Origin of the sequence: Streptomyces spongiae, from assembly GCF_009377185.1 — a bacterium.
Taxonomy (GTDB): Bacteria; Actinomycetota; Actinomycetes; order Streptomycetales; family Streptomycetaceae; genus Streptomyces; species Streptomyces spongiae.
The window spans coordinates 1-20,583 of the sequence record NZ_VJZC01000069.1; the positions used below are offsets into that span (position 1 = coordinate 1).

The following is a 20,583-nucleotide window of genomic DNA, read 5'->3' on the forward strand; positions in this document are numbered from 1 at the left end:
TAAGAGACAGCCTTCCCCCACCTCCGCCTCCGCCTCCGCCTTCCGCACCGTTCCGCCCACCGCCGAGGTCGTGATCATCGGTGGTGGGGTGATGGGTGCGAGCATCGCCTTCCACCTCGCCGAAGCGGGGGTGACCGACATCGTCGTGGTCGAGCGCGGCGAGTTGTGCAGCGGCAGTTCGGGCAAACCGATCGGCGGCGTGCGTGCCCAGTTCTCCGATCCGCTCAACATCCAGTTGGGCAGCCGCAGCCTGCGCGCCTTCCAGGACTTCCCGCACCGCCCCGGCGCCGGCATCCGCCTCGACAACGTCGGCTACCTCTTCCTGCTCACCACCGACCGGCAGGCCGCGGACTTCGAGGCGAGCGTCGGCATCCAGAACGGTCTGGGCGTCCCCACCCGCATGGTCGGCCCGGACGAGGCACACCAGCTGTGCCCCTACATCAGCACCGACGGACTCCTGGCCGCCGCCTTCTCCCCCACCGACGGCCACGCCCGCCCCGCCCTGGTCGTACGGGGATACGCCGACGCCGCGGCCCGGGCCGGCGTCACCTTCGCCACCCACACGTGCGTGACCGGCATCGACACCGCCGGCGACCGGGTCACCGCGGTCCACACCGACCGCGGCCGTATCGACTGCTCCACCGTCGTCTGTACGGCCGGTGCCTGGTCCGGGCAGATCGGCGCCATGGCCGGCGTCGACCTGCCGGTACGGCCGGTGCGCCGCCAGCTCGCCTTCACCGCACCGCTCGCTCCCCCGGCGCCCCGTATCCCCTTCACCATCGACTTCGCGTCGTCGGCCTACTTCCACAACAGCGACGACGGCCTGCTGTTCGGCCTCGCCGACCCCGACCAGCCGGAGGGCTTCGACACCACCTGGACCCCGGAGTGGCTTGAGCTCTTCCGGGACGTCGTACGGGAACGGGCCCCCGCGCTGGCCGACATGGAGATCGCCGACGGATGGGCCGGACTGTACGAGGTCACACCCGACCACAACGCGCTGATCGGACGCTCCGGCGAGGTCCCCAACTTCCTCTACGCCACCGGGTTTTCCGGCCACGGCTTCCTACAGGGCCCCGCCGTCGGCGAGATCGTGCGCGACCTGCACCTCGGCCGGGAACCCTTCGTCGACATCTCGCCCCTCAGCGCGGACCGCTTCCGGACGGGAGCGGAGATCCGTCCCGAAGCCCACGTGGTGTGAACTCCTCGAACAGGACTCGACAGGACTCGACAGGACGCAATTAGGACTCGACGGGAAGGGCCCCTCGATGATCAGCCAGTGGCAGTTGCGCGCCGCCTTCGCCGCGCGGCTCTCCGAGATGTACGGGCGGGAGGTCCCCGCCTACACCACGCTCGTGGACGTCTCGCGCGAAGTGAACGAGGACGTGCTGCGCGCCCAGGGCGCCGACGCCGAACGCCTCGGCTCCATCAGCCGGGTGACCGCGGAACGCCACGGCGCCATCCGCGTCGGCACCCCCGCCGAACTCGCCCAGGTCGCCCGTGTCTTCGGTGCCCTCGGCATGCGTCCGGTCGGCTTCTACGACCTCCGCGAGGCAGCCGCCAGCGCGGTGCCCGTGGTGTCGACCGCGTTCCGTCCCGTCGACGGGGAGGAGCTGGCCCGCAACCCCTTCCGCGTCTTCACCTCCATGCTCACCCCCGCGGACCCGCGGTTCTTCGACGCCGACCTGCGCGCCCGCCTGGAGACGTTCCTCGCCGGCCGCGAACTGTTCCCGCCGGAGCTGCTCGCCCTGGCCGACCGGGCGGAGGAGGCCAGGGAACTCCCGGACGCGGATGCCGAGCGCTTCCTCCAACTGGCCGTCTCCGCCTTCGAGTTGTCGACGGAACCGATCGACAAGACCTGGTACGAGACCCTGGAGCGGGTCTCCGCCGTCGCCGCGGACATCGGCGGCGTCCGCAGCACCCACATCAACCACCTCACCCCCCGCGTCCTGGACATCGACGAGCTGTACCGGCGGATGACCGAGCGCGGCATCGAGATGATCGACACCATCCAGGGACCCCCCAGGTGGAAGGGGCCCGACCTGCTGCTGCGCCAGACGTCCTTCCGGGCCCTCGCCGAACCCCGCGCCCTGCGCACCCCGGACGGCCAAGTGACCAGCGGCGCCCTGCGCGTGCGGTTCGGCGAGGTCGAGGCGCGCGGTATCGCAGTGACCCGCGAGGGCCGGGCCCTCTACGACCGCCTGCTCACCCTCCTCGACCAGCGGACGGCCGCACACCCCGGCGCCGACCGGGCCGAACTCGCCCACAGCCTGTGGACGGAGCACGTCCCCGGAACCGAACGCGAGCTCGCCGCCCAGAAGTTGGGGTACTTCACCTACCACCTCGCGCCCGACCGGCCGCGGGACGGCAGCCGCCCGCCGGAAGCCCTCGACGACCTGCTGGCACAGGGCTGGGTGCGGGCCGAGCCCCTCGTCTACGAGGACTTCCTGCCCCGCTCGGCGGCCGGCATCTTCCAGTCCAACCTCAGCGACGCGGGTTCCAGGGACAACGACCAGCAAGGCGCCGCCTACGACAGCGACTGGCTCTCCGGCGCCATGGACCGCGACGTCCTCGACCCCTTCGCCCTGTACGAGCGGCAGCAGAACCAGTCCCTCGCCCAGGTCGCCGCAGAACTCGAACTGCACCTCACCACCATCACGGGAGCATCATGACCACCGCCGCCCTGCCCACCACCGAGGACCTGCGCACCCGCGCTCTCACGTGCCTGGAGCGCGTCGGCGCAACCGTCCCCGAAGGCACCGGCTTCCAGGCCCGTACGCCCATCACCGGCGAGGACCTGTTCCGCCTGGCCGCCGCCACCGAGGCCGACGTCGAGGAGGCCCTCGCCGCCACCCGCGAGGCGTTCCTCACCTGGCGCACCACACCGGCACCCCGTCGCGGTGAACTCGTCCGCCGACTCGGCGAGTTGTTGCGCGATCACAAGAGCGACCTCGCCGACCTCATCACCATCGAGGCGGGCAAGATCCGCTCGGAGGCGCTCGGCGAGGTCCAGGAGATGATCGACATCTGCGAGTTCGCGGTCGGACTGTCCCGGCAGCTCTACGGCCGCACCATCGCCTCCGAGCGCCCCGGCCACCGCCTCGCCGAGACCTGGCACCCGCTCGGGGTCGTCGGCGTCATCTCCGCGTTCAACTTCCCCGCCGCCGTGTGGTCGTGGAACACCGCCGTGGCCCTGGCCTGCGGCGACACGGTGATCTGGAAGCCTTCGGAACTCACCCCGCTGATCTCCCTCGCCTGCGACCGGCTGCTGGACCGGGCGGCCGAAGAGGTCGGCGCCCCCCGTGACGTGCACCGTCTCCTCCTCGGCGACCGCGCCATCGGCGAGCGGATCGTGGACGACCCGCGTGTCGCCCTCGTCAGCGCCACCGGTTCCACCCGCATGGGCCGCGAGGTCGGTCCGCGCGTCGCCGCCCGCTTCGGCCGCACTCTGCTGGAACTCGGCGGCAACAACGCTGCCGTCGTCGCCCCTTCGGCCGACCTGGACCTCGCCGTCCAGGGCATCGTCTTCGCCGCCGCCGGCACCGCGGGCCAGCGCTGCACGACCCTGCGCCGTCTCATCGTCCACCGCGACATCGCGGACACCCTCGTCGCCCGTCTGACGTCCGCGTACGCCAAACTCCCCATCGGCGACCCGTTCGACGAGGGCACCCTGGTCGGCCCCCTCATCTCCACCGCCGCCCTCGACGCCATGCACGACTCGGTCGCCCGCGTCCAGGCACAGGGCGGCAAGGTCCTCGTGGGCGGCGGCCGCCGCCTGGCCGACACGGCGCCCCGGGCCGCCTACGCCGAGCCGGTCATCGTCCGCGTCGACGAACAGACCGACGTCGTACGGGAGGAAACGTTCGCGCCCATCCTCTACGTCCTGACCTACGACACCTTCGAGGAGGCCGTCGCGTTGCACAACGACGTCCCGCAGGGCCTGTCCTCCAGCATCTTCACCCGCGACCAGCAGGAGGCCGAGCGCTTCCTCTCCTCCGAGGGCTCCGACTGCGGGATCGCCAACGTCAACATCGGCACCTCCGGAGCGGAGATCGGCGGCGCCTTCGGCGGTGAGAAGGAGACCGGCGGCGGCCGCGAGTCCGGCTCCGACGCCTGGCGCGCGTACATGCGCCCGGCGACCAACACCATCAACTACTCCAGCCATCTCGCTCTGGCCCAGAACGTCAGCTTCCTGTAAGGCCTGTAGCGGTAAGCCCGCGGAATCGTCCGTGATCAGTAACGGACGGATCCGTCGGCCGCCTTTCCTCACTCTTGCCGGATGCACGAGCTCCACAGCGACGGCAAGGGACAGAAGACATGGCGCGAAGCGGCGGACGTGGATGGTACGGCAAGGTGCTCGCGGCGGCGCTCGGGGTGACCGCGGTGGCCGCCCTGACCTCGGTGTGGGGCGCGCAACTCAGTACCGCCGAGGGAGCGACGGCCAAAGCAGAAGCCTCGGCGTCTCCTTCCACGTCGCCGGTCTCGGCGGAGATCGCGCACGCCTCGGACGGAGGTCCCCGTAGCGTCAACATCACCATCGACGACGGGCCGGACCCCGTCTGGACACCGCAGATGCTGCAAGTGCTGCGGGACAACGGTGTGAAGGCCACGTTCTGCATGGTGGGCACGCAGGCCCAAGCCCACCCGGACATGGTCAAGGCGGTGGTGGCGGCCGGGCACCGGCTCTGCGACCACACGGTTTCGCACGACGTGACCATGGACCGCAAGTCCGAGGCCTACCAGTCCCAGCAGATCCTGGACGCCGAACGCATGATCACCGAGGCGTCCGGGGGTGTCCGCCCGATGTACTACCGGGCCCCGGGAGGCGCCTTCACTCCCTACAGCCGCGGCCTCGCCGCGTCCCGTGGAATGCGCCCGCTCGGCTGGAACGTCGACTCCAAGGACTTCGAGCGCCCCGGCACGGACACCATGGTCGCCACCGTCAAGAGCGAGATCTCCAACGGCCCGACCCTCCTCTTCCACGACGCGGGTGGAGACCGCTCCGAGACCGTGGCCGCCCTGCGCCAGGTCCTGCCGTGGCTGAAGGAGCAGGGGTACTCCTTCGGCTTCCCCGTGCGCTGACGGAACGTCAGGTAGGGGCGACACCGGGACGGTCCCGCTCAGCAGCAGTGTGCTACGTGTCACGCACGACAAAAACTACCTAAGTTGCCCAGATCACAGCGTAAATGTCCATTTGGCATCCATGCTCGAACGGCCACAGAAGCCCCAAGTGGAGCACCTCGGCATTGACTTGGATAAGTCATGCCTAAGTGATCCATGACACATCGTTCGCGATGTTCTTCTCCGTTCCCCGCAGAAAGGTGCCCATCATGGCCGCTTACCTGTGCCCGCCTGCCGTGATACACGGCGAGCACACCGTGAAGACCAGCCAGATCGTGGCGGAAGTGCGTGGCCGCCACCCGCACGCGGCGTGGGCGCCGCGGATCGACGGCATCGCGGCCAGTACGGGCATCGAAACCCGCGGGTGGATGCTGCCGCTGGAGACCGCCGTCGCCCCCGGCACCGGGAGCGGCCTGCCGGCCGCCGGCATCGCGCCGGCCCGAGAGGCCCTGGCCGGCGACGGGTTCACCGAACAGGACGTGGATCGCGTGATCGCCGCCCTCGAGGCGATACCCGCGCAGCAGACCGTCCAGGAACGCACCGCGCCGGCCTGGGCGGCCGTACGGTCCTGCGGGGAGCGTGCGGCGCGCGGGGCCCTGCAGATCGCCGGGCTGGACGCGGCGGACGTCGACGGCTTGATCACCAGTCACTCCACCACACCGGCACTGCCGGGGCTGGACGTCGCCCTGGCCAACACGCTCCCGCTCCGGGACGACGTGATGCTGCTGCCGGCCACGCAGTGGGCCTGCGTCGCCGGGACCCGCTCCCTGGCGCTGGCGGCGGATCTCGTGGCCGCGGACCCCGACCGGGTGGTCCTGGTCGTGATATCGGAGGCACTGAGCACGACCTACCAGCCCGCGGACGACACGCTGGAGTCCTTGATCGTGCGGCTGCTGTTCGCGGACACCGCGGTCGCCACGGTGGTCACGGGCCGGCCGAGAGCCGAGTCGGTGCTACGGCTGGACGCCGCCTGGCACCACACCCTGCCGGGCACCCAGGACCTGCACCGCCTGGAGACACGGGAGGACGGCACCCACTTCGTGATGGACCGGCGCGGGCCACGCGCCGTGCAGGAGACGGTCACCGCGATGTGGGAGTGGCTGCGCGTCCGTTACCAGGACGACCCCGACTCCTGGCACCCCGACGTCCTGCTCGCGCACCCCGGCGGGACGCGCGTGCTGGAGTACATGGAGCAGACGATGCCCGACGGGTGGCCGTCGGGGCTGCTGGACTACAGCCGGGACAGCTACACCAGCGGCAACCGCGGAGGCGCCGCCGTGTTCGACATCCTGCGGAGGGCGCACGACGCCGGGCAGGAACGGGGCAGTCGAGCCGTCCTGTACGCGGCGGCCCCGGGCCTCACGGCCACCGCCCTGGCAGGGGAGTGGCTGTAGGACGAGATCGCGCCCACCGGCGGTACCGGCGGTCGCCGCTCGTACCGTCGGTGGCGCCGCCGTATCGCCGGTGACGCCGCCGTACCGTCGGTGGCCCTCCGCCGTATCGCCGGTGGCGCCTCTCGTACCGCCGGTCGCGCCGCCGTATCGCCGGTGGCGCCACTCGTACCGTCGGTGGCCCTCCGCCGTATCGCCGGTGACGCCACTCGTACCGCCGGTCGCGCCGCCCGTACCTCCGGTGACGTCGCCTGACGTACGTACGTACGCGCGCCGCCCGGCCCGCCGCCCGCCCGCAGCCGCGTCACCTCGCGACTGACCCGGCTGACCCGGTAGACCCGGCTGACCCGGCTGACCCGGTAGACCCAGCTGACCCGGTTGCCCCAGCTGACCCGGTTGCCCCGGCTGACCCGGTTGCCCCGACAGACGCCCAGACCACCTTGCCGGTGTCCGTCCACCGCACCCCCCACCGGGTGGTGAGTCCATGCACGACGTGCAAGCCGCGACCACCGTCGTCGAGGAGCCCGCCCCGGGCCAGCCGCGGCCTGCCGTTGCCGGTGTCGCCCACCTCGCACAGCAGCCCGTGACCGGCCCTGATCAGCCGTATCGTGAGGGGTCCGTCGGCGAAGCGAACCGCGTTGTCGACCAGTTCGCTGACCACCAGCAGCACGCTGTCCCGGGTGTCGTCCCTGGTGCGCCATCGCCCCAGCCGCGCGGAGACCAGCGTGCGGGCACGGGCGGCCGCGTCGCCGCGGGCGGGCAGACGCCAGGTCGCGGTGTCCCCCTTGCGGTAGCCGATCATGCGCGCGAGCAGCAGGGTCACGTCGTCGCGCCGGCGCACGGGCGCCAGATCGGAGACCACGCGCCGCGCCGCCGGCTGCAGGGCATCCCAGGGGTGCACCGTGGACACGGCGTCCGCCAGCCTGCCGATGCCCTCGTCGATCGACAGGGCGGGATCCTCCACCAGGCCGTCGGTGTAGAGGGCGAGCAGCGAGCCCGGGGGCGCGGCGAACGCGTGCACGTCGAACGGCTCCCGCAGCGCGAACTCGGCGCCCAGCCCGGGGTGGGGGCATACCGCGACAGGGCCGGCGGGCCCGTCCGGGGGCACCAGCACCGGAGGGAGGTGGCCTGCGCTGGACAGCGCCACATGGTGGCTGACCGGGTCGTAGACGGCGATGCAGCAGGTCGACCCGAGAGCGCTGTAACCGGCCGCCAGCCCGGTCTCCGCGTCGTCCAGCAGCGTCACGGTCTCGTCCAGGTGCTCCAGCACCTCGTTGGGCGCCAGCCCCGCGGACAGCAGCGCGCGGGCCTCCATGCTCACCTGTCCCATGGTCGCCGCGGCTCCCAGCCCGTGCCCGACGACGTCACCGACCACCAGCGCGGTACGGCCGTCCGGCAGCGGGAAGCTGTTCACCCAGTCACCGCCGACGCCCGCGCTGTCGGGGGTGGCGGGCTGGTAGACGCTGGCGGTCTCGATGGTGTCGCCGCCGGACCGTGGCAGCAGCCGGCGCTGCAACGCCAGCACCTGCGTGTGCTCGCGCTGGTGCTGACGGGCCAGGTCGACGTGGTGAGAGGTCCTGGCGACCAGCTCCTGGAGGTCGAACAGGTCGTTGTCGTCGAAGGGGCGGTCCGCCCTCCGCCAGACCTCCGCCACACCCAGAACGACGGGCGGCCTGCCGTCCAGGACCAGCGGTATGCACGCCACACCCGCCGCCCGGTCACCGGGCACCAGGGCACGTACCAGCCGCGAGCTGCCGAGTACCCGCTCGATCGCCTCCCGGTCGGGTATGACGATGGCCTGCGCGGCATCGTCACGCCGTATCGCCTGCGACAGCAGACGACTCGCGTCGCCGGGAAGATCGTCGCCCGGAGTCACGTAACCGTCGGGCCACGCCCGCTCCGGCACCAGGGCCGCCCGCCGCAGCCGGATGCGCCCCTGCGGCTGCTCGGTGACCACCTCGCCCGTCCACACGGCGAAGTCGAGGTCGATGGCGGCCACGTCTCCCCAGGCCAGCAGGGACTCCGCCAGCGACTGGGCGGTCTCGCCGATGTCCAACGAGGTGCCGATCGCGGTCTCAGCGGCGTACAGGTGCAGCCTCCTGGCCATGGCGATCAGAGAGACGGTCAGGCCCTCCTGAGGCGCCGCGGCGGCCAGGATGCTCATCGAGACCACCAGCTCCGACCCGTCCCTGCGCCGCAGGCGCTGGACCCGGGCGACATGCGGCTCACGGGTCTCGAGGACCTGCCGCAACCGCCGGGTGACCGTCGGTACGTCCCAGGGCGGCAGAAGAGCGACGAAAGGGCTCCCGGTCACGGCCTCCACCCCCGCGAAAACGGGGGCATCCAGATTACTGAGGGTGATTCTCAGATCCCGGTCCAGGTTGACCGCGCCGAGGATCTGCTCCTGACGGCCCGGGGTCGGATCGGCGCGTACGCGTGGGCGGGCGGTGCTGTCGCCCCGCGGCTCGGCAGCACCGGCGGCCGCTGCCGCTCCGCAGCGTGGGATGTACTGCCCCAAAGCGCTGCTGACCATGTCGAACGGCGACGCACGCGAGGGGGAGGGGGTGGAGTCCATACGACTCTCTCAGCTCACTCGCCAACCCCGGCACAGCGCCGGGGGCCGTACCGGAACCCCGGCGACAGGGCCCCGAGATTCCGGACCGCACACCTCATTCAATAACACCCGGGGCCGCTTCGCCCACACCAGCGGGATCGCACGGCGAACGCGGACAGCGAACGCGGTCAGCGAACGCGGTCAGCGAGGGAAGGCAACGTTCGGTGGAAGGGCGCGTCGAGTCCGGCAGTAACTTCCTGCTGTCGCCCGTCGTCGGCCGGGCAGGCCACCGGCATCAAAGCCGCAGGTCAGCCGTACGATTCCGCGGACTCTCGCCAAAATCCGGCCTCGCCGTCGGGGCTCGTGCCGAACAGCGGACATGGACGACCGTCGCGAACCGATCCCCGCAGGCGCATACTGACGGCAATGACAAAGCCATCGGCACCGAAGCGTCATCTGCCCACCAGCCCCTTCAGGGCCCCGATCCCGCCGCCTCTCAAGCAATTCGCCGTGGGAGACCAGGTAACACACGACATGCACGGACTCGGCCGGGTGATCGGCATCGAGGAGGGAGTCGCGGCGCTTGTGGATTTCGGTTCTACGCAGGTACGGATCTTGAGTCCGTACGCCAAGATGAGCAAGCTGTAGGACCGTAGGACCGCTGTGCCCGGTCACGGCACACCAGGCGTCCGCATGACCCCGTACCGAATGGGAGACCTCTCATAGACCTGACCTCACTGTTCTCCGCTCCGCAAGGGGCGCCACGCGGTGCCACCGCGGCGTCGCCGCCTCCGGCGACGAACCCCTTCCAGGCCCCGGACTTCGGGGAGAACGAGACCTTTCTGATCGAGGATGCGCAGGCATCCGTCCCGGCCGTGGGCCCGGCTCAACGCAAGGCAGGCTAGCCAGTCGGCCGGCCTGCTGTTCAGGTGCACGCCTCCAACTCCCGCCGTCCTGGCCATGATCGGCCCGAAGCTGGGCACGGTGGAAGTTCGGCTGATGGTCTGCGCGGCCCCAAGTCTCCTGAGCCCCAACTCACCCACAAGTCTTGACAATTACCCGTCCGGTGGCGGCGAAGTGCCCTTTAGGGTGGGGCAATGGCCCGCTCCGTTCGTCTTCTCCGCCAGCAGGATCGTTCTCGCAGGTCGGTATAGGTCGGTATGGGGGGCGTCGATACGTCCGTGCCCGTTCAGGCGGGCATTGGTGTGCCGATGGAGACCGTTCCGCCGATGGAGGCCGACACCGCATGCACGAGCGCAAGACCTTCGTCGAACTCATGTGTGCGAGGGCGGACGAGCACGGTGACCGGACCGCCCTGATCTTCAGCGTGGATCCGCTCCGCGCCGAGGCCGACGAGACCATGACGTACGGGGAACTCGATCAGGCCGCCCGCCGGGTCGCCGCGCTGCTGCAGGAACGGTTCGCCGTCGGCGACCGCCTGCTGGTACTGCATCCCTCCGGGCCGGGGTTCGCGCGGTCGCTCCTGGGTTGCATGTACGCGGGCATGGTCCCGGTGCCCGCGCCGCCGCCCGACGGCCGTCAGCGGCGACAGGCCGACCGGCTCGCCGCGATCGCCCGGGACGCGGGAGCGGCCGGTGCCCTGGCCGATGGCACGGACCTGGAAGCGCTCGCGTCCTGGGCCAAGGAGCAGGACCTCCGGGACGTGACCGTGCTCGCACCCCACTTTGCCGGAGGCTCCGGCGGGGACTCCGGCCAGGAGTCCGGCCAGGAGTCCGGCGCAGACTCCGCCGTGGACGAGTTGCCCGAGGCGAGCCGGTGGCGGCCGCCTCCGGCCGATCCGCACGCCCTGGCCCTCCTCCAGTACACCTCAGGGTCCACCGCCGACCCCAAGGGCGTCATGGTCGACCATGCCAACCTGCTGGCCAACGCCGAGATCCTCGCGGCGATCTCCGGCATGAGCGCCGACGGCCCGGTGGGCGGCTGGCTGCCGCTGTACCACGACTTCGGGCTGATCGGGCTGCTGCTCACACCGCTCGTCCTGGGCGGTCGCAGCGTGCTGATGCCACCGGTGGCCTTCCTCAAGCGCCCGCACACGTGGTTGACGCTGATCGACCGGCACGGCATCGACTTCTCTCCCGCTCCGAACTTCGCCTACGACCTGTGCGTCCAGCGGATCACCGACGAGGAACTGGCCCGGCTGGACCTCTCGCGCTGGCGGTGCGCCGTGAACGGCGCCGAGCCCGTCCAGGCCGCCACCGTCGAGGCGTTCACCCGGCGGTTCACCGCCGCCGGGCTGCGCCCCGAGGCGATGCTCCCCGGCTACGGCATGGCCGAGACGACCCTGGTCGTCTCCGGCGACCGGCCTGCCCGCCGCGCCGTGATCACCGAGGTGGACGCCGCCGCGTTCGAGCGCGGCGAGCTGCTGCCCCCGGCCGCCGGCGCGCCCGTGCACCGCATCGTCAGCAGCGGCCCCGCCGAGCACCTCGACGTCCGGATCATCGGCGTCCACGCCGTCGACGCCGACGCGGGTCGGACGCTGCCGGACGGCCGGGTCGGCGAGATCTGGGTGCGCGGCCCGAACGTCGCCCGGGGCTACTGGGGACGGCCCGCGGAGACCCGGCGCGTCTTCGACGCCGTCACGCCCGACGGGGAGAGCGGCTTCCTGCGCACCGGGGACCTGGGGATCCTGCACGAGGGCGAGCTGTACGTCACGGGCCGCACCAAGGAGCTGATCATCGTCCGCGGCCGCAACCTCTACCCGCAGGACCTGGAGGCGGCGACGCGGGAGGCCCACCCGGCTCTGGAACGCGGCGTCGGGGCGGCCTTCTCGGTCCCGGTGCCCGAGGAGGAGGTCGTGATCGTCCGCGAGTGCCCGGCCCGCCAGGTCGCGCCGGACGAACTGGCCCGCGTCGCCGCGAGTGTCCGCGACCGCCTCACCCGGGATGTCGGGGTGCCCGCCCAGAACGTCGTGCTCGTGCCTCCCGGCACGGTGGCGCGGACCACCAGCGGCAAGATCCAGCGCCGGCTGCTGCGCCGACGGTTCCTCGGCGGCGAGCTTCCGATCCTGCACGCGGAACTGTCCCCGGCCGTGCGCGCCCGGCTGGGCGAGGCGGCGGGCGACTCGGCGGGCGGTGCGGCGGGCGGTGACGCCTCGTGAAGGCGACCGCCCGGCTGGGCGACACGGCCGGAGGTGACGCCTCGTGACCGTGACCAACCGACTCGACGACGCGGCCGGAGGTGAACGCCGCATGACGGTAACCGACCGACTCGGCGACGCGGCCGGAGGTGACGCCTCGTGACCGTGACCAACCGACTCGACGACGCGGCCGGAGGTGAACGCCGCATGACGGTAACCGACCGACTCGGCGACGCGGCCGGAGGTGAACGCCGCATGACGGCGACCAACCGACTCGACGACGCGGCCGGAGGTGAACGCCGCATGACCGCGACCGACCCACTGGGCGACACGGCCGGAGGCGACGCCTCATGACCGCGACCGACCCACTGGGCGACACGGCCGGAGGCGACGCCTCATGACCGCGACCAACCGACTCGACGACACGGCCAGAGGTGAACGCCTCATGACCGCGACCGACCCACTGGGCGACACCGGCCGGGTCCGCCTCGACGGCCTCGACACGGGCGGTGACGCCTCGTGAAAGTCACCGAACCGCTGATCGACACCGGACAGGTCGACCTCGCCGGCTTCGACCGGGCGCTCGGCGATCCCGCCGATCCCGCGGCGCTCCTCTCCTTCGCCCGCAGCGCCGAGTTGGACCGCGGCGAGCGGTTCCCCGCCGACATCTGCCGGGAGCTGGACCGGATGGGGCTGCCGAGCCTGTACGTGCCGGCCGAGTTCGGCGGAGCCCTGACCCGCTACGACGAGCTCGTCGCGGCGCTGCGGGCGGTGGCGCGCCGGGACCTGACGGTCGCGATCGGGCACGGCAAGACGTTCCTCGGCGGCGTCTGCATGTGGCTGGCGGGCCGCCCGGAGCAGGCGCGCGAGCTCGGCGCCGACATCATCGCCGGGGCGCCGGTGTCGTGGGGCCTGACCGAGCGCGGCCACGGCAGTGACCTGCTCGCCGGTGAGACGACCGCCACGCCGGAGCCCGGCGGCGGCTTCCGCGTGCACGGCGAGAAGTGGCTGATCAACAACGCCACCCGCGGCACGCTGCTCTGCCTTCTCGTGCGCACCCGGCCGGAGGGCGGGCCGCGCGGCTTCAGCCTGCTGCTGGCCGACAAACGGCGGCTCCCGGCGGACCGCTGGCGGCCACTGCCCAAGGTGCCCACGCACGGCATCCGGGGCGCCGACATCAGCGGGATCGCGCTGGACGACTGCCCGTTCCCGGCCGACGCGCTGATCGGCGAGCAGGGCGCCGGGCTGGAGATCGCACTCAAGGCGTTGCAGCTCACCCGGACCGCCTGTACGGCCCTGTCGCTCGGCGCCGCCGACCAGGCGGTGCGGCTGGCCGAGGAGTTCGCCGCGCGACGGGAGCTCTACGGCCGTCGGCTGGTCGAGTTGCCGCACGTACGCCGCGTGCTCGGAGAGGCGTACGCGGCGCTCTACGCAGCCGAGATCGTGAGCGTGCTGGCGGCCCGCAGTGTGCACACCCTGCCGGAGGAGATGGCCGTCATCTCCGCGGTGGCCAAGTCGTACGTCCCGACCCGCGTCGACGAACTGATCGCCGCCTGCGGCGAGTTGCTGGGCGCCCGCGCGTTCCTCACCGAGGTCCACGAGCACGGCGCGTTCCAGAAGCTGGAACGCGACCACCGGGTGGTCGGCATCTTCGACGGGAGCACCTTCGTCAACCAGCACGTCCTGATCAACCACTTCCCGGTGCTGGCCCGCGGACATCAGAAGGGCACCGCCGACGAGGAGGCCGTCGGCCGTACCGCCGACCTGTCGGCCCCGCCGCCCCCGGCCCGGCTCGACCGGCTGAGCCTGCTGGCGCGCGGCGGGTGCGGCTTCACGCAGAGCCTGCACACCGCGAGCGGTGAACTGCGTGCGCCGGCGTCCGCGGGAGAGGTGCCCGCACGCGTGGCCGAGCTCGCCGAGGAGCTCACCAACAGCTGCGACCGGCTCCACCGCGAGCTGGCGCTGATCCCGCCCGCCTCCCAGGACGTACAGCCGGAGGCCTTCGCGTTGGCGAGCCGCTACGAGCAGTGCTTCGCGGGTGCGGCCGCCCTGAGGCTGTGGCTGCACAACCGCACGCCCGGCGAGGACCCGCTGTGGCTGGAGGCGGTCCTCACCTACGTACTGCGGTCGGTGCGCCCGCCGGGACAGCCGACCGACGGCGAGGTGTTCGACCGGCTCTTCGACGCTCGCGCGGCCGGTCGGCCCGCCTCTCCTCCGACCTCGGTGGTCACCTGGTGATCGACGAGACTGGGTCGCGCGACGCCCAAGCGGGCATCGCGGGACCGGAAGACGACCCTGCGACCGCCGCCTCCATCGAGGACCTTGCGGCCGCCACCATCGACACCCCTACGACCGCCTCCCTCAACGACCTCGAACACCTGTTCGGCGACCCCTGGGATCCGGACAATCCGACCGGCCACGCCGCGGTGCTCGCGGCCGACGAGGCGGGCGAGATGCTCGCGGCGGGCGAACGGCTGCTGGACGGCTACGGGTTGAACGCCGAATTCGTCCCGCCCGAGCTGGGCGGGCGGCTGACCCGGCTCGACCACCTCATCGAGGTGATGCGGGTGGTCTTCCGGTACGACCCCTGCCTGGGCCTCGGATACGGAGCAAGCAGCCTCATCCCCGCGGTCAACGTCTGGGCCGCGGGCGACGAGCGGCAGCGCCGGAGGATGGCCGAGGTGCTGCTGGCGGGTGGCCGAGCCGTCTCCGGCTACCACGAGCTGGCGCACGGCAACGACTTCGCGCGGGCCGAGTTCTCGGCGCTGCCGGGCGACGACGGGCGGCTACGGCTCAACGGGCGCAAGGAAGTGATCGCCAATGCCCGGCGCGCCGAGGCCATGGTGCTCTTCGCGCGCACGTCGGACGCTCCGGGCAGCCGGAGCCACTCGCAGCTGTTCGTGGAGAAGGCGGACCTGCCCGCGGGCGCGCCGGTCCACCTGCCGCGCTTCCACAGCGCGGGGATGCGCGGAGTCCAGCTCGGCGGGCTGGAGTTCCGCGACTGCCCGATACCGGCGGACGCGGTGCTGGGGGCGCCCGGGCTCGGCATGGAGACGGCGCTGCGCTCCTTCCAGGTCACCCGCACCGCTCTGCCGGCGATGACCGCGGGCATCCTGGAGACCGGCCTGGAGGTCACCGCCCGGTTCGCGAACGAGCGTGTCCTGTACGGGCGGTCGCTGGCCGGGATGCCGTACATCGGCTCGATCCTCGCGGACGCCTTCACCGACCTGTTGATCTGCGACTGCCTGGCCACCGTGACCGCGCGCTCGGTGCATCTGCTCCCCGGCGAGACCAGCCTGTACGCCTCGGCCGCCAAGTACTTCGTGGCCACCCTCCTCATGGACGCCATGGACGCGCTGTCGCGGGTGCTGGGCGCCCAGTTCTACATCCGCGACGGCGGGTACGGGATCTTCCAGAAGCACCTGCGCGACCTGGCGCCGGCGGGCTTCGGCCACACCGCGCGCGTGGCCTGCCTCAGCACGGTGCTGCCGCAGCTCCCCCGGCTGGCCCGCAAGGGATGGCTGGACGACACCCAGCCGCCCGCCGGGGTGTTCCACCTCGGCGCGGATCTGCCGCCGCTGCCCTTCGAGCGGCTGTCGATCAGCTCGGGCGGGCGCGACAGCCTCAGCGCCTCGCTCTCGGCGGCCCTCGGCTCCTGCGAACTGGACGGCGAGCTGCGCCGCCTGGTTCTCGTCATCGCGGCCGAGCAGGCCGACGTCCGACGCGAATGCGCCGCACTGGCCCCCGGGGACCTCACCGTCGCCGCCCGGCCCGAGGCCCTGCGGCTGGCGGCGCGGTACGCCGCGGTGCTCGCGGCGACCGCCTGCGTGAACATCTGGCTCCACAACCGGGAGCGGCACGACGCGTTCCTCAGCGATCCTCGCTGGGCCGTCGCGGCGCTGGGCCGGATCGCCGAACGGGTGGGCCGCGACCCCGGGCAGCGGCCCCGGCACGTCACCGAACGGCTGTCGGCGGAGGTCCTCTCCCGGTACCGCGACCGCCGCGGGTTCGGCCTGTCGAACCGGCGCCTGCCCGGATAGCGCCACCAGCGCCACCGCCATTGATGACAAGGAGAACGCGTTGGCTTCCTCCCCCTCGTGAACGAAGGGATTCCTACGGCTCGCGCCGTGGGGTTTTCTGCTTCACCGCCGACTGCCCGCCCGGAGTTCTCCGTTGAGGTCTTACACCAGCTCCACAGACAGACACCGCCAACGTCGGTCCGCCCGGAGGGTGAATCGGCCATCTCCGCCCTGTTCCGCAGTAGTCAGTTCCGTCCCCCCGCCTGAAGGTGGGGGTATTCACGGAGGAATCCACATGAACATCCCCGAATCGGCCCCGTCGGACACCGATCTGCGGAGTTGGCTGCGCGCACGGGTCGCCCACTACGTGCAACTCGACGTCGCCGACATCGACACCACCACCGCGCTGACGACCTACGGTCTCGACTCGGTCTACGCGCTGATCCTCTGCGGCGACATCGAGGACCACCTCGAACTGGTCCTGGAGCCGACCGTGGCCTGGGACCACCCGACGATCGACGCCCTGGCGCGACACCTGGAGGAGACGCTCGCCCAGGGGTCCCCGTCGGGGGAGAGCCGATGACGTCGCTGGAGGAGGTGGCGGCCTACCTGCCGGCGCATCGGATACCCATCGAGGAGCTGAGCGACGAACTGGACCTCAGCGCACCGGAGATGAAGGTGTACCGGCGCTACCACGGCCTGGCGGAGGTCTGCCGCGAGCCCGGCGGCACGCTCACCGATCTGCTGCTCGCCGCCGCGGGCAAGCTCGACGCGCTGCGCGGCAGAGAGGAGCGGGTGCGGTACGTGGTCCAGGCGCGGACCATGCCGATCGTCGTCCCCCATCCGGTCAACCCCGTGCACGAGGTGCGTGACACGCTCGGGCTCGGGCACGCCACGGCGTTCGCGGTGACCCACCACGCCTGCGCCTCGGGGCTGCTGGCGGTGGACCTGGCCGGCAAGCTGCTGGCGAGCGACGGTGACCCGGACGCGCTGGCGCTGGTCCTCACCGGCGAGAAGACCTTCACCCTGGCCGCACAGGTGGTGCCGGGTACGGCCATCAACGGCGAGGGCGCGGCGGCGGTGCTCGTCGGGACCCACGACGACCGGGACCGGATGCTGAGCTACGCCGCCCGCACCCACGGCCGTTTCTACGAGTGCCTCTCGCTCACCCACGAACGGTCCGTCGAGTACCAGCAGATCTACACCGAGGCGCTGGCCGAGGTCATGCTGGCGGCGGTCGGGAAGGCGGGGCTGGAACTGAGCGACCTGACCATGATCTTCCCGCACAACGTCAGCAAGCTGTCGTGGGCGCGGCTCGCCAAACATCTCGGGCTCCCGCTGGAGCGCTTCTTCCTGGACAACGTGCCGGTCACCGGACACTGCTTCTCCGCGGATCCCTTCATCAACTACCGGACGGCCCTCGATCTCGGCCGGCTGCGCCCGGGGGACCGCTATCTGCTCACCACGGTCGGCCTCGGCTCGACCTTCTCGGCGATGCTCTTCGAGCACTGAAAGGGGCCTGGGCGAGATGAGGGGTATGGGCGAGACGGCCGGGAACTTCACCGGCCGCCTGAAAGCGGCCCTGACCGGGACCCGTGACGCGGAGCTGGTGTTCCTCGGCAACTTCGAGGTCGAGGACCAGTGGGCCCGCGGCGAACCCGGGCTGCCGAGGCTGACGTTCGGCTCGGGCAACGTCATCGTCAACCGGATGGACGAGTTCGCGCTGCTGCTCGCGGGCAAGGACGACCACGTCGTACTGAAGGGCGAACCCGACGCCGACTATCTGAGCCATCTGGAGGAACTCGGTCTCGACCTGCCGGGGATGCTCGTGGTGGAGCGCCAGGACCCGGGCAGCACCGTCACCCAGGACGCGCTGGAGGACCAGCCGGTGCTGCGCGAGCTGGGCAGGCTCGGTGCTCGCGGTGGCGTCCTCTCCGCGCACGGGGTCGGCGAGCTGGAGGAGCGGCTGGCCGAACGGGCCGGGATCCCGCTGGCCGCCCCGTCGGCGGCGGTCTGCAAGGCGGTCAACAGCAAGATCTACAGCCGCCGGCTGGCCACCGAGCTGGGCATCCGGCAGTCCCGCGGCTGGACCTGCGCGAGCCTGGCCGAGCTCGACGCGGCGGTCGAGGCCGCCCGCGCGCTGCTCGCCGACGGCCGCCGGGTCGCCCTCAAGGACGCCTTCGGCGTCTCGGGCAAGGGCATCGAGGTGGTCGCGGACGAACGCCGCCTGGACCGGCTGCACCGCATGGTCCTCAGCCGGGCGCGGAAGACCGGGGACGACCGGGTCGGCCTGGTGGTGGAGGAGTGGGTGGCCAAACGCGCCGACCTCAACTACCAGTTCACCGTCGGACGGGACGGCCGCGTGCACTTCGACTTCGTCAAGGAGGCCCTGACCGAGGGCGGGGTGCACCTCGGCCACCGGATCCCGGCGCGACTCACCGAGCGGCAGACGGCCGAGCTGACGGAGGTCTCCCGGCTGCTGGGCGGGCGGCTGGCCGACGACGGCTACTTCGGGGTCGTCGGCGTCGACGCGATGGTCGATCCCGACGGTGGCCTCTACCCGGTCGTCGAGATCAACGCGCGCCACAACATGTCCACGTACCAGGCATCGATCCAGGAGTCCTTCATCGGGTCCGGGAGCACGGCGCTGGTGCGCAGATACCCCCTGCGGCTCGGCGCACCGCTGCCGTTCGGGACGCTCCGCCGAGCCCTGGCGGACCTGCTGTTCGACCCCGCCCGGGGCACCGGGCTGCTGATCAACAACTACGCCACCGTCAACGCGGCCGCGTCGACCGGAAAGCGGGCCCCGGGGGCGGGTTTCGACGGACGTCTCCACGGGATCGTCGTCGCCGACTCCGAGGACCGGTTGGCGGCACTGGACGAGGAGGTCGGCCGCAGGCTGGCCGCCGTCGCGGAGACCACCAAGCGCTCCGCTGGAAGTACCGCGATGGGCCGTCAGCCGTCCGCGGCGCCGTCGTGGCTGCCCGCGCGGCGGGAGCCGCATATCGATACAGCCCCCGCGCCCCTTCAGGGCGCTGCCGAACCGCAGCGGACTTCGCCGGACCCGCTTGGGAGAGAGGAACGAGGATGACCGTTGAGTTCCAGGTGCAGGGCGTGGGGGTGTCCGAGCTGGCCGAGCGGTACGGCACCCCGTTGTTCGTGTACGACGGGGCCGTGCTGCGGGACCGGTTCCACGGGCTGCGCGACCGGCTGCACCCGGCCATGGAGATCTTCTACTCGCTCAAGGCCAACCCGAACATCTCGGTCTGCGCGCTGCTGCATTCGTTCGGCGCCCGGGCCGAGGTCTCGTCACTGGTGGAACTGACCACCGCGCTCCGGGCCGGCGTACCACCGGAACAGGTGATCTTCCTCGGCCCTGGCAAGAGCCGGCAGGAGCTGGCCGCCTGCCTGGACACCGGGATCCACGCCGTCGTCTGCGAGTCCCTTCCCGAGGTGGCCCTGGTGGACGAGCTGGCCCGGGAGCGGGGCGTGCGGGCGCCGGTCGCGCTGCGCGTCAACCCTCGCTTCGCGGTCAAGCGCTCCGGGCTGGTGATGGGCGGCAAGCCGCGCCAGTTCGGCATCGACGAGGAGGAGTTGTTCGCCCGGACCGACCTGGTCCAGCGGTTCCCCGACGTCGACCTGATGGGGGTGCAGGTGTACATGGGCACCCGGATTCTCAGTGAGGACGTCATCGTCGAGAACACCACCCGCATCCTCGATCTGGCCGAGCGGCTGTCGGCCGCGCTGAACCTCGACCTGCGGATGGTCGATGTGGGCGGCGGTCTGGGCGTCGCCTACTTCGACGGCGAGAGGGACCTGGACGCCAAGGTGCTGACCGACGGGCTCAACCCCGTCATCGAGGACTTCACGGCCCGGCACCCCGGCATCAGGTTGATCATGGAGCTGGGCCGCTACCTCACCGCCGACGCCGGCACCTACGTGATGGGCGTCCGCTACACCAAGACCTCGATGGGCGAGCGCTTCGCGGTCGCCGACGGCGGCACCCACCACCACATGGCGGCCGTGGGCATCGGCTCGTTCGTCAAGCGCAACTTCCCGATGGCGGTGCTCAACCGGCTCGACGAGCCGCCGACCGAGGAGTGGAACGTCACCGGGCCGCTCTGCACCCCGGGCGACACGATCGGCAGGAAAGTCCCGCTGCCGCCGGTGCGGCCCGGCGACCTGATCGGCGTGCACCGTTCCGGGGCCTACGGCCCGACCGCCTCGCCGGGGCTGTTCCTCAGCCATGGCTACCCGGCCGAGGTGCTGGTGCACGAGGGGCGGTGCCATCTGGTCCGGGAACGGGACCGTCCCGACGACCTCCTGCTGCGGCAGCGACTCTACGACCCGACCGCGCACGACGCGGCCGATGTCTCCCACTGAACCCTGGAAGAGCACGACACA

16 protein-coding genes are annotated in these 20,583 nt (G+C 71.7%); 15 read left to right on the plus strand and 1 reads right to left on the minus strand.

Going from position 1 to position 20,583, the window contains the following annotated elements; translation table 11 throughout:
* The 5 genes from FNH08_RS13005 to FNH08_RS13025 all read left to right on the plus strand — a co-directional run.
* Window positions 1–1,198 (plus strand): NAD(P)/FAD-dependent oxidoreductase (locus FNH08_RS13005; RefSeq protein ID WP_228034088.1); only part of this gene is annotated, 1,198 nt, incomplete at its 5' end.
* Between the two features lie 67 nt (window positions 1,199–1,265).
* Window positions 1,266–2,669, plus strand: coding sequence for a 2-oxoadipate dioxygenase/decarboxylase (hglS, locus tag FNH08_RS13010; protein WP_152771633.1), 1,404 nt, complete (start codon window positions 1,266–1,268; stop codon window positions 2,667–2,669).
* On the plus strand, window positions 2,666–4,195 hold the full coding sequence (amaB, locus tag FNH08_RS13015; protein WP_152771634.1) for an L-piperidine-6-carboxylate dehydrogenase: 1,530 nt from the start codon (window positions 2,666–2,668) through the stop codon (window positions 4,193–4,195). The genes hglS and amaB overlap by 4 nt, the downstream gene beginning before the upstream one ends.
* A gap of 119 nt (window positions 4,196–4,314) precedes the next feature.
* A complete protein-coding gene (locus tag FNH08_RS13020) occupies window positions 4,315–5,079 on the plus strand; it encodes a polysaccharide deacetylase family protein (protein ID WP_152771635.1) in 765 nt (254 codons plus the stop codon).
* A 248-nt stretch (window positions 5,080–5,327) separates the two neighbouring features.
* A complete protein-coding gene (locus FNH08_RS13025; protein WP_152771636.1) occupies window positions 5,328–6,512 on the plus strand; it encodes a beta-ketoacyl-[acyl-carrier-protein] synthase family protein in 1,185 nt (394 codons plus the stop codon).
* 301 nt (window positions 6,513–6,813) lie between these two features.
* Here FNH08_RS13025 and FNH08_RS13030 read toward each other — a convergent pair whose 3' ends face one another.
* A complete protein-coding gene (locus FNH08_RS13030) occupies window positions 6,814–9,084 on the minus strand; it encodes a SpoIIE family protein phosphatase (protein WP_152771637.1) in 2,271 nt (756 codons plus the stop codon).
* Between the two features lie 405 nt (window positions 9,085–9,489).
* Here FNH08_RS13030 and FNH08_RS51830 point away from each other — a divergent pair, with 405 nt between their 5' ends.
* From FNH08_RS51830 to FNH08_RS13075, 10 genes are all read left to right on the plus strand, one after another.
* Window positions 9,490–9,711 (plus strand): CarD family transcriptional regulator, encoded by a 222-nt coding sequence (locus FNH08_RS51830; protein ID WP_152771638.1) that lies wholly within the window; start codon window positions 9,490–9,492, stop codon window positions 9,709–9,711.
* A 598-nt stretch (window positions 9,712–10,309) separates the two neighbouring features.
* Window positions 10,310–12,181 carry a fatty acyl-AMP ligase gene (locus FNH08_RS13040; RefSeq protein ID WP_152771639.1) on the plus strand — a complete coding sequence of 624 codons (1,872 nt, stop codon included), beginning with the start codon at window positions 10,310–10,312 and terminating at the stop codon, window positions 12,179–12,181.
* Window positions 12,182–12,319: 138 nt separating this feature from the next.
* Window positions 12,320–12,514: a hypothetical protein gene (locus FNH08_RS13045; protein ID WP_152771640.1), complete on the plus strand. Its 195-nt coding sequence runs from the start codon at window positions 12,320–12,322 to the stop codon at window positions 12,512–12,514.
* 43 nt (window positions 12,515–12,557) lie between these two features.
* Complete coding sequence (locus FNH08_RS53045) at window positions 12,558–12,683, plus strand: hypothetical protein (protein ID WP_265579766.1); 126 nt, start codon at window positions 12,558–12,560, stop codon at window positions 12,681–12,683.
* Window positions 12,680–14,398, plus strand: a complete 1,719-nt coding sequence (locus FNH08_RS13050; RefSeq protein ID WP_322724379.1) for an acyl-CoA dehydrogenase family protein — start codon at window positions 12,680–12,682, stop codon at window positions 14,396–14,398. Before FNH08_RS53045 ends, FNH08_RS13050 begins: the two co-directional genes overlap by 4 nt.
* Window positions 14,395–16,200 (plus strand): acyl-CoA dehydrogenase, encoded by a 1,806-nt coding sequence (locus FNH08_RS13055; RefSeq protein WP_322724380.1) that lies wholly within the window; start codon window positions 14,395–14,397, stop codon window positions 16,198–16,200. The genes FNH08_RS13050 and FNH08_RS13055 overlap by 4 nt, the downstream gene beginning before the upstream one ends.
* Before the next feature lie 274 nt (window positions 16,201–16,474).
* A complete protein-coding gene (locus FNH08_RS13060) occupies window positions 16,475–16,762 on the plus strand; it encodes an acyl carrier protein (protein ID WP_152771641.1) in 288 nt (95 codons plus the stop codon).
* The gene (locus tag FNH08_RS13065; RefSeq protein ID WP_152771642.1) at window positions 16,759–17,691 is read left to right on the plus strand and encodes a 3-oxoacyl-[acyl-carrier-protein] synthase III C-terminal domain-containing protein; all 933 of its coding nucleotides are present in this window, start codon (window positions 16,759–16,761) and stop codon (window positions 17,689–17,691) included. Before FNH08_RS13060 ends, FNH08_RS13065 begins: the two co-directional genes overlap by 4 nt.
* Before the next feature lie 16 nt (window positions 17,692–17,707).
* Entirely contained in the window at window positions 17,708–19,270 is a 1,563-nt protein-coding gene (locus FNH08_RS13070) for a preATP grasp domain-containing protein (protein ID WP_228034089.1), read from the plus strand.
* Window positions 19,267–20,562 carry a type III PLP-dependent enzyme gene (locus FNH08_RS13075; RefSeq protein ID WP_152771644.1) on the plus strand — a complete coding sequence of 432 codons (1,296 nt, stop codon included), beginning with the start codon at window positions 19,267–19,269 and terminating at the stop codon, window positions 20,560–20,562. Before FNH08_RS13070 ends, FNH08_RS13075 begins: the two co-directional genes overlap by 4 nt.
* Window positions 20,563–20,583 lie beyond the last annotated feature (21 nt).

What these genes read in the sequence shown, in the direction of transcription:
- FNH08_RS51830 (WP_152771638.1), top strand. Translation starts at nt 9,490, where the DNA reads ATGACAAAGCCATCGGCACCGAAGCGTCATCTGCCCACCAGCCCCTTC.
- FNH08_RS13025 (WP_152771636.1), top strand. Translation starts at nt 5,328, where the DNA reads ATGGCCGCTTACCTGTGCCCGCCTGCCGTGATACACGGCGAGCACACC.
- FNH08_RS53045 (WP_265579766.1), top strand. Translation starts at nt 12,558, where the DNA reads ATGACCGCGACCAACCGACTCGACGACACGGCCAGAGGTGAACGCCTC.
- FNH08_RS13065 (WP_152771642.1), top strand. Translation starts at nt 16,759, where the DNA reads ATGACGTCGCTGGAGGAGGTGGCGGCCTACCTGCCGGCGCATCGGATA.
- FNH08_RS13020 (WP_152771635.1), top strand. Translation starts at nt 4,315, where the DNA reads ATGGCGCGAAGCGGCGGACGTGGATGGTACGGCAAGGTGCTCGCGGCG.
- hglS (WP_152771633.1), top strand. Translation starts at nt 1,266, where the DNA reads ATGATCAGCCAGTGGCAGTTGCGCGCCGCCTTCGCCGCGCGGCTCTCC.
- amaB (WP_152771634.1), top strand. Translation starts at nt 2,666, where the DNA reads ATGACCACCGCCGCCCTGCCCACCACCGAGGACCTGCGCACCCGCGCT.
- FNH08_RS13060 (WP_152771641.1), top strand. Translation starts at nt 16,475, where the DNA reads ATGAACATCCCCGAATCGGCCCCGTCGGACACCGATCTGCGGAGTTGG.
- FNH08_RS13040 (WP_152771639.1), top strand. Translation starts at nt 10,310, where the DNA reads ATGCACGAGCGCAAGACCTTCGTCGAACTCATGTGTGCGAGGGCGGAC.
- FNH08_RS13030 (WP_152771637.1), bottom strand. Translation starts at nt 9,084, where the DNA reads ATGGACTCCACCCCCTCCCCCTCGCGTGCGTCGCCGTTCGACATGGTC.
- FNH08_RS13075 (WP_152771644.1), top strand. Translation starts at nt 19,267, where the DNA reads ATGACCGTTGAGTTCCAGGTGCAGGGCGTGGGGGTGTCCGAGCTGGCC.
- FNH08_RS13070 (WP_228034089.1), top strand. Translation starts at nt 17,708, where the DNA reads ATGAGGGGTATGGGCGAGACGGCCGGGAACTTCACCGGCCGCCTGAAA.